Genomic DNA, 13,422 nt, shown 5'->3' with positions numbered 1-13,422 from the left:
CTACCGGCCAGGGCCGGTAGTCCCACGCCGGACCTCCGCGCCGGGCCGAGCACCGGAAAGACCGTCCCCGTGGATAACCAGCCGAACACAGAGATCACGACCGGCAGGACCACCCTGTCGTGAGCATGCGCCGGAAACCCGACCAACGCGGTTCTCTCAACGTCAAAGGTCGGAAACCTTCGACGTATTTCAAGATCACCCGCTATCAACTCGCCATCAACTTCTGCTACTGAAAAGCCTGGTGAGAATTCACGGCAGAATTCGACCCTCCAGGGAAGGCGGCGGCTACAGTTGTTCCGACGGCTAGGGGGTCCGTATGGCTCGTTCGGTCCGATGGATCGTGGCTGTTCTGGTGGCGGCCGCTGCCTATGTGTTGGCGATCTGGCTGGCCGCCTGGGTTCAGGTGCCCTTCGGCCCGAACATGGAGGCCGACCGCTGGGTGGTCGACGCCGGTTTCGCCACGGTGGTGTCGGCCGCCGCGCTGGCCTGGGCGGGCTGGTGGGCGGGGCGGGAGCCCGGGCCGGGCGGGTCCCAACCGGGCGGGTCCTACGCCGGCCGTGACAGCTTCATCACCAAGAAGAACCGGTTTCACGGTCCGGCGAACACCGGCAGCGGGCCTCAGACCAATTACTTCAATGCCTCGCCGCGGTCGTGGATCATCGGCATGTCCTCCGTCGCCGCCATCGCGATGGTTGTGGTGGTTGTGGTGTACCTGACCCAGCCGCGCCCCGGGGTGCCGGAGGCGAAAGACCTGCCGGCCTCGTCGACGAGCACGGCCGAGGGGCTGAGCTCGAACGCGGCCTGGTGCTGCGCATACACCTCCGTCCCGGTGAGCACCGGCTTCTACTGGCCCGGAACGGTGGACGCCCTCAACTCCGCGCTGGCGCCCACCGGTCCCGGCACCAATCCGGCGACCCTCACACCGGGCGGGCTGGGGCTGATCGAGATCCAGCTGCAGACCTCCGACCCCGAACCGATCCTGGTCGAGCCGCCGAAGGTGGTCGTCCAGGCCCACGGACCGAACCTGACCACGGGTATGCTCGCGATCCTGCCACTGGGTGGTCAGGGAGGCGGCACGGCAGGCCAGTTCGAAGCCGACGTGGACGCCGTCGCGCCGGTCACCCGACCAGTCGGCGCGACCAACAGCACGGCGGCGAACTACCAGTACGTGTCGGCCGGCAGCGCCGAGGTGATGACACTGTTCATCAGCGACACCAACTGCGACTGCACGTTCGATGTCGAACTGACCTGGTTGGAGCGGGGCGTCACCCACACCTCGCTCCTGACCAACGGTGGCCGGCACTTCCGTGTGGTCGGTTCCGAAGGTCTCCCCTGGTACGCCGGAGACCCGAGAGGCGGCGGCAAGCTCGCCCGTGTTTCAGGGCAGCCCTTCTCCTCCTACGCCCCCACCGGCTGAGAGGAAACCCGATGGCCCTGAACGCGCGCAGAGGCCGACTGATCGCCGTGGTCTGCATCGGAGTCGCCGTTGCCGTCCTTGGCGCGGTCCTCGGCCTCCGGCTCCTCACCCCCGGCGAGGCGAAGGTCCGGCTGGGCCTCGTCGCGCAATTCCCGGTCGACGACCGGGTCAAGGACGTGGAATTCAGTCCCGACGGCAGGCTCCTGGCCGACCGGCTGGCGACCGGCACGGTGCAGGTGCGGGCCACCTCCGACGGCGCGCTGATGAGGTCGGTGCCGGCCACCGAGGCCGAGGGCATAGCCGCCGACCCCGCGCTCGCCTTCAGTCCGGACAGCAGCAGCATCGCCCTCGGCACCCGGCCGAAGTCGACGGGGCCGACCGAGATCGACCTCGTCAGTGTCGCCACCGGCGAGGTGACCGCGTCGATCTCGGTCGGCGCAGCCATGGTCCACACCCTCGCCTTCAGTCCGGACGGCGGGACGCTGGCCATCGCCGGCGGCAACGATCTGATCCTCTGGGACCTCACTACCCGGGCGACGATCTCCGTGGCCACACAGCAGCACTCGGCGATGACCGGGGACTCCTGGTACGTCGGCTACAGCGCGGACGCGAAGTCCCTCGTCGACGTGGACAGCCAGGGGTTCGCGAGGCTCTGGGACGTCGGAACCCGCACGTTCACGAAATCCACGACACTCGGCCCGGACGGGAACGGCGAGTCGATCACCGTCGTCGGCGTGGCGATCAGCCGGGACGGCAGCACCGTGGTGATGTCCGGCACCGCATCACATCCAGGACCTGACGGGTCCGACCGGTCGGACCCGAAGGTCTGGTTCTGGCACCCGGCCACCGGAGTCACCACCTCCTTGTCGGCCGGGGCGGCCCGGACCCAGCCGAGGGACGAGGTGCTGGCACAGGCCGTCAGCCCCGATGGAAAGCAACTGGCGCTCGGTTTGGCCTACGGCTCCGTCTCCCTGTGGAGCGCCCCGTCCGGTCCACTGGTCGCCGAGGTTCCGCCCCTCGCGCTCGTCAGCTCGGTGTCGGCGCTGGCCTACGCGCCGGACGGCCGGTCCCTCGCGGCTGCCCGGACCACGCCCGGCCCCCGGGGCACCACGACAACCGTTCAGCTCTGGGCCCTCGGCACCACGGCCGGACGCACCCCCGGGCCCCCGACCTCGGGGAGCGCCGCCCCGACCGGGGCGGCGCTCCCCGCAGGGGACTACAAGGTGGGCCGGCGCATCGAGATCTCAGGCAGCTGGACCAGCACGCTGGACACGGTCCGGGTGGCGGCAGACGGACGGACGACCTTCCTCGTCGTCATCACGAACAAAAGTACTGCGAGCGGCCGACTGTCCTGTACCGGAGCCGCGAGCCCGGCCGGGGGTTCCCTCGGCCTGTCCACCGGCGAGGTGGTCGACTCCGTCTCCACCTCCTGCCCGGACGCACCCGGCCAGCCGAACATCGACATGCCACCGCAGAGCGTGCTGCTGTCCGGTACCGTCTTCGCGAGTTCCCGGGGCCTGGACCGGCCCTTCACCTTCGACTGGCTCGGGCCGAGCGGCTTCTCCGGAGAGCTCCTCGACGTGACGCTGGGCTCCCCCGTCCCCGTCAGCCCGCCCCCGGGTTCTTCCCCTTCGGCGTCAGCCACCGGTACGGCCTGCGGCAACGTCGGCACCGGCCCGGACGGCCGCCCGGTGCGACTGGTCATCGCCTCGGGCTCGATCACCTGTCCGCAGGCCGAGCAGGTGTTGAAGGACTACGACACGTCAACCGACCACCAGGGATCGGGAGGCTTCGCGACCGTGGACGGCTGGACCTGCGACCACAACAGCGCTGCCGGGTACGACCAATCGGGCGACTACATCGCCTGCACCCGTGGCAGCGACCAGTTCGGCACCCACCGGACTCCTTAGCCTGACCCTGAAGCCGCTCCAGGTCGGTCGCTCCTCTGGGCAAGCGGTTTCCCAGGAGCCCGACGGTTCAGCGGTGTTCGGGGTTCTCGAAGTCGAAGCGGCAGCCGGCGTCCCACTCGGATCGCTGGTTGCCGTGGGCCGGAATGCCGCCGGCGTCCTTGAGCATCCTCGCCAGGTGGAGCTGGTTCCACGTCATGAAGGTCGTGTTGCGGTTGGTGAAGTCGTTCTGCGGGCCGCCCGAGCCCGGGTCCAGGTAGGACGGACCCGGGCCCGCCTCGCCGACCCAGCCGGCGTCGGCCTGCGGGGGGATGACGTAGCCCAGGTGCTGGAGGCTGTAGAGCACGTTCATCGCGCAGTGCTTCGCGCCGTCCTCGTTGCCCGTGATCAGGCAACCGCCCACGCGGCCGTAGTAGGCGTACTGGCCCTCGGAGTTGAGGATCGACGAGCACGCGTACAGTCGCTCGATCACCTTCTTCATCACCGAGGAGTTGTCGCCCAGCCAGATCGGGCCGGCCAGGGTCAGGATGTCGGCGGACATCACCTTGGAGTAGATGACCGGCCACTCGTCGGTCTCCCAGCCGTGTTCGGTCATGTCCGGCCAGACGCCCGTCGCGATGTCGATGTCGACGGCGCGCAGGACCTCGACCTCGACGCCCTGGCGTTCCAAGATGCCGGTGCTGACGTCGATGAGGCCCTGGGTGTGGCTGCGTTCCGGGGAGCGCTTGAGGGTGCAGTTGATCACCAGGGCGCGCAGGTCGGCGTAGGACGTCGTCGGGTCCGGCACGGGGTCCTCCCTCGGGGTGGCGGGGAGGCCGGTTCGGGTGGCGGACTCCCCGCACAGCTCACCAGGCCGGGTGCACGACCGCGCGCGGGGCTGGGCCGGTTGACTGAAGGCTCAGAGGTGCAGGCGCAGGGTGTCGCTCGGGGGGCGCCGGTAGGCGTCGCGGTAGAGGCCGGCGAAGTGGCCGGGGTGGGCGAAGCCCCAGCGCATCGCGACCTCCGTCACCGTCGTGGTGCCCGGATCGGCGGCCAGGAGGTCGCGGTGAGCCGCGTCGAGGCGGACGCGGCGCAGGTAGGCGAGCGGGGTGGTGTCCAGGTGGCGGCGGAAGGCGTACTGGAGGGCCCGCGGGGTGACGAAGGCGGCCGCGGCGATGTCGGCGAGGGTGATCTCCCGCTCGGCGTTCGTCTCGATGTACGCGATCGCCTTGCGCAGCGTGGTGGACGTGGCATCGGTCCGGTCGGCGGGGGCCGAGTCGGTGCGGGCGGTATGCGGCAGGGCGGCCAGGGTCGCGGCCGCCAGGTGCTGGGCGGCGGTGGCGACGAGCAGGCCGTTGGCGCAGGCGGCCGGGTTGTCGAGCACGTGGTCGCGGACGTAGGCGACGGCGGCGCCCAGTTGCCGGTCGGCCGCCTCGTCGACCGCGCGGAGCCCGGTGAGGCGCACCGGGCCGCGTCCGTTGGCGCCGGTGGGGGCGAAGGCGTCCAGCAGGCTGCTGTCGAACATGGCGATCGTGTAGCGGGCCGACTGGACCTCTCCCCGGTAGGGGGCGTCCGGCGGGGCGACCAGGAAGGTCTCGCCGGGGCCGAACACCGTCTCGCAGCCGCCGGTCCGGTCGGCGAGCGTGCCGGTGTGCATGCTGAGCAGGCACACCCGGCCGAGGCTGTCGGCGTCGTAGGTGAGGTCGTAGCCGAAGGAGATCCGGTCCACGGTGAGCCCGTTCACCGCCCGGCGGCTGATGCTCGCCCGGGCGTCCGCCACCGACTTGGCGATGCGCATCGGCGTGTAGGCCGTGGAGAGGAACTCCTGCGTGGCCTCCACGCTCGCGCTCTCGAAGGACAACGTCTCGACCATCATCACCATCAGCCCCCGTCGGCGCGGCGGCCTCGTCCCCGCACCCCGGCGCCGAGGCTACGCGTCCAGGGGTGTTACGGAAAACCCGGCCGGTCCTGACAAGGCCTGTTTCGTTCCGGCGGCTGCGCGGGCGCGGGGTACTTCGTTCCCGGAGCTGTGGGCGGTCGCCGTGGTGTACCAGCGTTGGACGTGCACCCGTCCCGGGGTGCCCGTTGCTCCACGGGGAGGGACCGCTTTGACCGCGCACGCAGCCCCGCCGGATCGTCCCCCGCGTTCCGGCGCGGAGCTGTGTGCGCAGGTCACGGAGCTCGCCGAGGAGGCCGAACGGCAGTCCCGGGACGGGGTGTCGGAATCGGCCCCGGTGGACGCGGCGCCGGTGGACGCGGCACTGGCCGGGAAGATCGCCGACGACCTCGCGGAGGCGGTGGGCCCGGCCGCCGAGCAGGAGCGGCTCCCGGTCGTCGACCGCCTGGAGCGCCTGCGCGAGGCCCTCGCCGCCCTCGCCCTCGGGATCGCGCGCTCGCACGGCCGCCTGGCGTGGTTCCTGGCCCGGGCCGGCATCGTCCTCGCGCCCGTCCTGCAGTGGCGCGCCCCGGGCGCAGACCAGGTGCAGGCCTCCGGCGGCATCGTGCTGCCGACGCCCGACGAGATCTCCGACGCCGAGGACGCCGTGCGCCGCCTGCACTCCGCGCTCACCCGCACGAGCACGGCCGCCGTCGGCCCGCAGGCCGGTCCGCCACCGGGGCCGACGGCCGTCACCTGAGCATCACCGGCCCGCTGCTGTTCGACCGCATGGAGAGCCCCACCGCATGACCTCCGCCACCTGCTGGTCCACCTCCGTGACCCTGCCCGAGGGCGCGTTCCCGCATGTCGCCCTGGAGGCGCAGCTGCGCTTCGACTCCTCGCTGCCGTACGCGGTGTGCCTGGCCTTCCCGGCGGTCGGCGACGGCGAGGAGCGCCGGTGGTTCTTCGCGCGGGACCTGCTGAACGAGGGACGCCACGGTCACGTCGGCCGGGGGGACGTCACCGTCGCGCCCGGGCCCGAGGGGCGGGTGCTGGTGACCTTGTGCGGCCACGACCGGCGGGCGGTGATCAGCATTCCCTCCGACGTCGTGACGGCGTTCCTGCTGGACTCGTTCAACCTGGTGCCGGCCGGCGGCGAGTCCGGTCACCTCGACATCGACGCCGCGGTGGCCAGGCTGCTCGCGTGAGCGGTCGCGCCCTCACCCCCGATGGACGCCACAGGACGTGACGGACGCGACGCCCGTCACGCCGCCCTGGGCCCGGAGTCGCTGGTGAACAACGAGCGGCGTTCCTCCTCCGCCAGCCCGCCCCACACGCCGTGCGGCTCCCGTGCGGCGAGCGCGTGCCGCCGGCACTCCACCCGGACCTCGCAGCCCGCACAGACGGCCTTCGCCGCCTCCTCCCGGTCCTTGGCGGCAGCTCCGTGCTCCTGGGCGGGGCGGTCGAAGATGCCGCGGTCGGCGGTCCGGCAGGCTCCGTCCTCCTCGCGGCTCCAGTGGTGCTCGGGCGTGTCGGGCAGGCGGGATTCGGGCAGGCGGGCGGCGTCGGCCACGGCGGGTCCTTCCAGTCGGGGCGGCCGGTCGGGGCGATCGGCTGTCCCACTCGTCTAACCCCGTCCCGCGCGTTCATGCCTACCGATTCGTCCGGGTTCGGGCTCCGGGCGGAGCTACGCCGCCCAAAGCCGTGCGACTCGGCGTGGCAACCCGCTGAGCCCGCGACCATCGACCTCACGCGAGCGCCGGGTGGATCAGGCGGCCGTGGTGGATGAGGGAGGCGGCCTGCTTGAGGCGGCGGACGCGGACGCTGATCTCGTAGCCTTTGATGCCCTCGACGTGGGCGAGCCGGGTGCTGAGGTAGCGGTAGAAGTCCGCGGTGTCCTTGCAGATGGCGATGGCCATGATGTTGTGCTTGCCGCTGGTGGCCGCGGCGAAGGCGCATTCGTCGTGCCGGCTGAGCTCCTCGCCGATGGCGTGGAGGCGGGGCGGGTCGACCTGGAGCCAGAGGGCGGCGTTGAGTTCGTAGCCGAGGCGTTCGGGCAGGGTGTCGACGTCGTAGGTGAGGGAGCCGCTGGTTTCGAGGGCCTCCAGCCGGCGGGCGACGCGGGGTTTGGACCAGCCGGTGACCTCGGCGAGGCGGGTGTGGGAGACGCGGCCGTCCTCCGCCAGGGCTTCGAGGAGCGGCAGGTCCTCGTCGGTCGGCGGGAGCGGGGGCCCGACGGGGACGGCGCGTTCCGCGATCAGCTCGCGCGCCTGGTCGGCGGTGAGGGAGCCTTCCCCTCCCGTCCAGCCCGTCGGGCCGGGGACTCCGAAGGCGTGCATGATCAGGTCGACGCTCATGTCGAGGACCGACGCGGCCCTGGGGAGTTGCCGGAGGAGGACGTCGTCGCGGGCGGTGCCGGCGGGTGAGCGGATGATGCAGATGATCTCCGATCCGCCGGAGGCGAGGCTGGCGTAGGCCACCTCGGGCCTGCGGGCGAGGGAGTCGGCGAGGGGGCCGACGGCGTCCGGACGGCAGCGCAGGCGGGCGATCCACTCGGCCTGGCCGTGGGCGGCGGGGCTGCTCAGGCCGACGACGCGGACGAGGCCGCCCCGGCGCAGGGCGTTGTAGCGGCGGGCCACGGTCTGTTCGGACACGCCGACGACCTCGCTGAGGCGCCGGAACGAGACGCGCGGGGCGCAGTGGAGTCCGTGGATGATTTTGCGGTCCAGGTCGTCGGTCATGGGGGAATCGTCACACATGCGGAGGCCACTACGGAGGTTCCATCACGGTTCACGAGATCGGCTGGGGATTCCTCGCACCCGGGCGCGAAGCTGATCGGCGGCTCCCCCGGTGCGACCGGTCCGGGAGCCGGGCGTGCGCCGGACGGCGGCGCCCCCACCGCAGCCGGTGCCCGTGCGGCACCTCCGCAGTCGAAGGAACGTCTCGTGAAATCCGCAACGGTGCAGGGCCCCACGGCCGGACGGGGCGTCACGCTCGTCATGGCCTGCCTGGGCGTCTTCGTCGCCTACCTCCCCGTGACCACCGTGTCGGTGAGCCTGCCCGCGATCCAGCGGGCACTGGGCGCCTCCACGTCCCAGCTGTCCTGGGTGTCGGACGCGTTCGTGCTGCCGATGGCCGCGCTGATCCTCACCACGGGCGTGTGGGGCGACGTCCACGGCCGCAAGCGGGTCTTCCAGGCGGGCATGGCCTTCTGCGCGCTCGGTGCGGCCGTGTCGCTCTCGTCCGACTCGGTCGGGTCGGTGTGGGTCGGGCAGGCCGCCTCCGGGCTGGGGGCGGCGGCGCTGCTGCCCACCACGCTGGCGATGATCAGCCACGCGGTGCCCGACCACCGGGAGCGCGGGAGGTTCATCGGCCTGTGGGCGACGTCCCTGCTGGCGTCGCTCGCCGTGGGCCCGCTGATCGCCGGGGTGCTGCTGGAGCACGTCGAGTGGCGCTGGATCTTCCTCCTGCCCGTCCCGGTGTCCCTGATCGTGCTGGTCGTCGCGGCGTTCCTGCTGCCGGACTCGCGCGCGCCGCACGGCCGCCGGCTCGACTGGCCGGGCCAGATCAGCGCGGCGGTCGCGGTCACCGCGGTGGTCTACGGCGTGATCGAGGGCGGCGCGAACGGCTTCGGCGAGCCCGCCGTGGTGGCGGCCCTGGTGCTGGGCGCGGTGAGCGCGGCCGCGTTCGTGGCCGTGGAGCGGCGCAGCGCGAGCCCGATGCTCGACCCGGCGCTGTTCCGCAGCCCCGCCTTCACCGCCACGGCCCTGGTGGCGATGATCAGCTTCCTGGGCCTGATCGGCTTCTTCTTCGTGCTGAGCCTGTACTTCGGTCTGGTGCAGCACCTGACGACGATCCAGGCGGCGCTGCGGATGGTGCTGGTGACCGGGGCGGCCATCGTCGCCGGCGGGCCGGTCGGCCGGCTGATGCACCGGGTGTCCGCCCGGGTCCTGATCACCACGGGCCTGGTGGTGACGGCGGGTTCGCTGCTGTCGCTGACCACGCTGGACGCCCACACCTCCTTCGGCTCGATCGCCTGGCGGCTGGTCCTGCTCGGCCTGGGCCTGGGTGCCGTCCTCACCCCGATGACCGCCTCGGCCGTCGCCTCCGTCCCGCACCACCTGGCCGGCATGGCCGCGGCCGGGAACAACGCCTTCCGCCAGGTCGGCGGCGCGCTCGGCCCCGCCGTGCTCGGTACCCTGCTCACCACCCGGGCCCTGCACACCCTTCCCGCACACCTCGCCGACACGGGTGTGCCCGCCGCGACCGTCGACCGTGTCCTCGCCACCGCGCACGGCCAGGGGCTCGGCGCCGTGGCCGCACTCCACCTGGAAGCCGCCACCGGACCGGCCCTGACCGCCCTGAGCGGCTCGTTCCTCGACGGCCTCCGGCTGTGCCTGGTCGTGTCGGCCTCGCTCGCCCTGCTGGCCGCGCTCACGTGTGCCGTGCTCCTGCGTCCGGCCGCACGTGCGGGCCGCACCGCGCCGGTCGCCGGAGGCCGGGGCACCGCCCCTGAGGGCACGTCCGACCGGGAGCCGGCGCCCACCTCGTGACGCCGCCAGGACCGAAAGCGCCCCGGTGACACCGTCCTCGTGACGCCGCCAGGACCGACGCCGCCCCGGTGGGATCGACCTCCCGCCGGGGCGGTGTACGGATCCGGCCGCCGCGAGATTCAAGCCTTGGTCAAATTTCCCGCGGAGCAACCCGATCCGGTTTTCCCACTGCGCCTTTCCGGCCCGATCGGCGCGCATTCCCGGAGGCCTGCGGCAGCGCGGCCATCGATCGTGAACGAACGCTGACGCCGCGTCAAGGGTCACGATCACCGAGATGCAGTGCCATGACAAAGGTGTGCTAGTAATACGAATAATGACGCCCCTCGGGGAGGCGGGGAACCCGGGACCACACATCGGACATGGCGGCCACGGGCCCTCACCGGGACGCCTGGGCGTCACGCACGAGGGGACCGCAGTCCATGATCCATCCCGTCCGGTTCTTCCTGCTGGGCACGATGCGGGCACAGTACGGGGACGAGGGGCTACCGGTCGGATCGCCGCTGCAGCAGGCGATGCTGGCCGCACTGTTGTTGCGCGACGGCCGGGCGGCCGGCGCCGGGGAACTCATCGAGGCGCTGTGGGGCGACGAGGCGCCCGCCAGCGCGTCCGCCATGCTGCGCACCTACGCCTGGCGGTGGCGCAAGGTCCTGGAGCACGACAGCGACGCACCGGTGATCCTCACCTCGGTGGGCGACGGCTACCGCACCGTCGTGCCCGCCGGGGCCGTGGACGCGCTGCACATGGAGAAGCTGGCCGCCGCCGCGATGGGCGCGGCGCGCGGCGGCGAAGAACCCGCGCAGGTGCGGCGGCTGTTCGCCGAGGCGCTGGAGCTGTGGGGCGGCGAACCGCTCACCGGGGTGCCCGGACCGTTCGCCGAGCAGCAGCGCACCCGGCTCGGGGAGTTGCGGACCAGCCTGCTGGAGGAGCGCTGCGGCCTGGACCTGGAGCTGGGCGACACCGCCCTCGCCATCCCGGTGCTGCGCGACCTCACCGCCGAACACCCGCTGCGCGAGCGGCCGTACGCGCTCCTGATGCGGGCGCTCTACCAGAGCGGCTGCCAGGCCGACGCGCTCGCGCTCTACGACCGGGCCCGCCGGCTGCTCGCCGAGGAGCTGGGCGTCGACCCGGGCCCGGAGCTGCGCGAGATCCACCAGCGGATCCTGCGCAACGACCCCACCCTGCTCGGTACGGCCGCCACGCGTCCGGCACCGGCCGTGCAGCCCGGCCCGGTGCCGGCCCAACTCCCGGCCGACATCGCCGACTTCACCGGGCGGGAGGCCGAACTCGAGGCGCTGCACACCGCGCTGACCGCAGCCGTGCGCGAGCCGGCCGGGGATTCCGCACTGCCCATCGCGGCGGTCTCCGGGATGGGCGGGGTGGGCAAGACGGCGCTGGCCCTGCGGGTCGCCCACCGGCTGCGCGCCGGCTTCCCCGACGGCCAGCTGTACGCGGACCTGCGCGGCGACCAGGACACGCCGGCCGACCCGAACGTCCTGCTGGCCAGCTTCCTGACCGCCCTCGGCATCGCGCCGGGCGCCGTCCCGGAGGCACTGGAGGACCGGGCCCGGCTCTTCCGCTCGCTGCTCGACGTCCGCCGGGTGCTGGTCGTGCTCGACAACGCCAGGGACGCCGCCCAGGTCCGCCCGCTGCTGCCCGGCTCGGCCCGCTGCGCCGTCCTCGTGACCGGCCGCGCCCGGCTGTTCGGCCTGGCCACCGCCGTCCAGGTCGACCTGGACGTGTTCAGCGTCGCCGAGGCGCGCAGACTGCTGGCCCGCACGGCCGGCGCCGAGCGGGTCGCCGCCGACCCGGCGGCCGTCGGCGAGCTGATCCGCCACTGCGGGCGGCTCCCGCTGGCGGTGCGGATCGTGGCGGCCCGGCTGGCCTCGCGCCCGGCCTGGACGGTGGCCCGGCTGGCCGACCGGCTGGCCGCCGAGCAGGACCGGATGGCCGAGCTGCGCCTGGGCGACCTGGCCGTGGCGGGCGCCTTCGAGTGGGGCTACCGCCAGTTGACGGCGGAGCAGGCCGACGCGTTCCGGGTGGTCGCCGCGGTGTGCCGGCCGGACATCGGCGCACCGGCCGCGGCGGCCGTCCTCGGGACCGGGCCGCGCCGGGCCGAGGACCTGCTGGAGTCGCTGGTCGACGCCGGCATGCTCACCGCCCCGCGGCCCGGCCGCTACCGCTACCACGACCTGCTGCGGGTCTTCGCCCTCCAGATCACCGGCCCCGACGGCGCCGGGGAGCAGGCCGAGGAGCAGGCCGCGGCGCAGCGCCACCACCTGCACTTCCTGCTGGCGAACGCCAGTGCCGCCTTCCAGCGGCTGGTGCCCGGCGATCCGATCGGCACCGCGCTCACCCCCGCGCTCACCCCGGGCCCCGCCTTCGAGGACGCCCAGGCGGCGGCCGACTGGGTGGCCGAGGAGTTCGAGGCGGCCATCACCGCGGTCCTCGCGACGGCCGGCCGGGCGGCGCCGGTCGAGGACGTCCGGGCCGCCGCCGACCTGCTGGTCGCGCTCAGCCCGTTCGACGCCGACCCGCGCTACGGGCGTCTCACCGACGCCGCCGCGGCCGTCGCCCAGGCGGCCGACGCGCTCGGCGACCAGCGCTCGCTGGGCCGCGCCGAGTTCGTCCGCGGCAACCTCGCCGTCCAGGCGGCCCGGCTGGACGAGGCCGCCGAGCACAGCCGCCGCGCGGCCGACGCCTGCCGGGCCGGCGGCGACGTGGTGGTGCTGCAGCAGGCGCTGAACGACCTCGGCCTGCTCGCGCAGTTCCAGCACCGCTACCAGGAGGCGATACGCCTCTATGACGAGGCGAACTCGCTGGCCCGCGCGCTCGGCCACCGCGACGGGCACACGGCGACGGCGCTCAACTCGGCGCTCGCCCAGGTGCGCGACGGCCGGCCCGCCGAGGCCGCCGCCGCCTGCCGCCGGCTGCTGCCGGGCCTGACCGACGCGGAGGAGTGGACCGGCCTGTCCTACGCCCTCTACGTGCTCGGCCTGGCCTCGCACGAGCTCGGCGAGCACCAGCAGGCCGTCACCGCGCTGGAGGAGTGCCTGCGGATCTGCCGGGCCGCGGGGATCCCGCTGCGCGAGGCGCAGGCCCGCTACCGCCTGGCCGACACGCTGCGCCTGCTGGACCGTCACGAGGAGGCCCTCGACCAGGCGCTGCGGGCCCTGGCCGACTGCCGGGAGCTCGCCGCCGAGCGGGACCGGGGCCACGCCCTGGTGATCGTCGCCAGGACGCTCGACGGCCTCGGCCGCACCGAGGAGGCCGTCGACCGGCTGCGCGAGGCGCAGGAGCTGTTCGACGGGCTCGGACTGCCCGACGCCGATGACGTGCGGCGGGTGCTGGCCCGGCTGGACGGTTCGGCCGACGCACCCGAATCACCGGCGAAGACCGGTTACGTCGTGGGCGTCGCGTAGGACACACCCCGGCCCGCCGGGGCCGGAACGGCGACCCCGGCGGGCAGCGACCCGCCGGGGTCAGGACCCGGTGTTGTTCCAGACCTTCATGTCGCCGGCCCTCCTCGCTGCTCCCACGCGCATCTTCGTGAGCGCCTCGCTGCTTCCGCGCGCAGCTCCGTGAGCGCGGATTCCCCTCGCGGTGGCCGCGTGCACGGCACCGCTTGCGGCCACAGCCTCCCAGCCCCCGATATCCGTCCGATATCCGGCGCTCTTCGCCGCACCGCAACCC

Annotated in this window: 10 protein-coding genes; 6 read left to right on the top strand and 4 right to left on the bottom strand. The window is 73.3% G+C overall.

Annotated features, from left to right (window positions below):
• Nucleotides 1-340: 340 nt before the first annotated feature.
• Nucleotides 341-1,417, top strand: a complete 1,077-nt coding sequence (locus ACFVSN_RS17175; RefSeq protein ID WP_387955690.1) for a hypothetical protein — start codon at nucleotides 341-343, stop codon at nucleotides 1,415-1,417.
• A gap of 11 nt (nucleotides 1,418-1,428) precedes the next feature.
• Complete coding sequence (locus ACFVSN_RS17170; RefSeq protein WP_387955688.1) at nucleotides 1,429-3,327, top strand: WD40 repeat domain-containing protein; 1,899 nt, start codon at nucleotides 1,429-1,431, stop codon at nucleotides 3,325-3,327.
• Between the two features lie 67 nt (nucleotides 3,328-3,394).
• On the opposite strand, the gene ACFVSN_RS17165 is transcribed toward ACFVSN_RS17170, so the two are convergent.
• Both ACFVSN_RS17165 and ACFVSN_RS17160 read right to left on the bottom strand, forming a co-directional pair.
• Nucleotides 3,395-4,111, bottom strand: coding sequence for a flavodoxin family protein (locus ACFVSN_RS17165; protein WP_380494723.1), 717 nt, complete (start codon nucleotides 4,109-4,111; stop codon nucleotides 3,395-3,397).
• Nucleotides 4,112-4,222: 111 nt separating this feature from the next.
• Complete coding sequence (locus ACFVSN_RS17160) at nucleotides 4,223-5,185, bottom strand: helix-turn-helix transcriptional regulator (RefSeq protein WP_387955686.1); 963 nt, start codon at nucleotides 5,183-5,185, stop codon at nucleotides 4,223-4,225.
• A gap of 226 nt (nucleotides 5,186-5,411) precedes the next feature.
• On the opposite strand from ACFVSN_RS17160, the gene ACFVSN_RS17155 reads away from it, so the two are divergent.
• The gene (locus ACFVSN_RS17155) at nucleotides 5,412-5,939 is read left to right on the top strand and encodes a hypothetical protein (RefSeq protein ID WP_387955684.1); all 528 of its coding nucleotides are present in this window, start codon (nucleotides 5,412-5,414) and stop codon (nucleotides 5,937-5,939) included.
• Between the two features lie 46 nt (nucleotides 5,940-5,985).
• On the top strand, nucleotides 5,986-6,387 hold the full coding sequence (locus ACFVSN_RS17150; protein ID WP_387955682.1) for an SsgA family sporulation/cell division regulator: 402 nt from the start codon (nucleotides 5,986-5,988) through the stop codon (nucleotides 6,385-6,387).
• 56 nt (nucleotides 6,388-6,443) lie between these two features.
• Here ACFVSN_RS17150 and ACFVSN_RS17145 read toward each other — a convergent pair whose 3' ends face one another.
• Entirely contained in the window at nucleotides 6,444-6,752 is a 309-nt protein-coding gene (locus ACFVSN_RS17145; protein WP_380444706.1) for a WhiB family transcriptional regulator, read from the bottom strand.
• Nucleotides 6,753-6,927: 175 nt separating this feature from the next.
• A complete protein-coding gene (locus tag ACFVSN_RS17140; RefSeq protein ID WP_387955680.1) occupies nucleotides 6,928-7,920 on the bottom strand; it encodes an Lrp/AsnC family transcriptional regulator in 993 nt (330 codons plus the stop codon).
• A 258-nt stretch (nucleotides 7,921-8,178) separates the two neighbouring features.
• Here ACFVSN_RS17140 and ACFVSN_RS17135 point away from each other — a divergent pair, with 258 nt between their 5' ends.
• Both ACFVSN_RS17135 and ACFVSN_RS17130 read left to right on the top strand, forming a co-directional pair.
• Nucleotides 8,179-9,732, top strand: a complete 1,554-nt coding sequence (locus tag ACFVSN_RS17135) for an MFS transporter (RefSeq protein ID WP_387956217.1) — start codon at nucleotides 8,179-8,181, stop codon at nucleotides 9,730-9,732.
• Between the two features lie 419 nt (nucleotides 9,733-10,151).
• Nucleotides 10,152-13,151 (top strand): BTAD domain-containing putative transcriptional regulator, encoded by a 3,000-nt coding sequence (locus ACFVSN_RS17130; protein WP_387955679.1) that lies wholly within the window; start codon nucleotides 10,152-10,154, stop codon nucleotides 13,149-13,151.
• The last annotated feature ends 271 nt before the right edge of the window (nucleotides 13,152-13,422 follow it).

The sequence above is a fragment of the Kitasatospora sp. NPDC057904 genome (genome assembly GCF_042887925.1).
Taxonomy (GTDB): domain Bacteria; phylum Actinomycetota; class Actinomycetes; order Streptomycetales; family Streptomycetaceae; genus Kitasatospora.
This window is presented reverse-complemented; position numbering and strand designations above follow the sequence as displayed.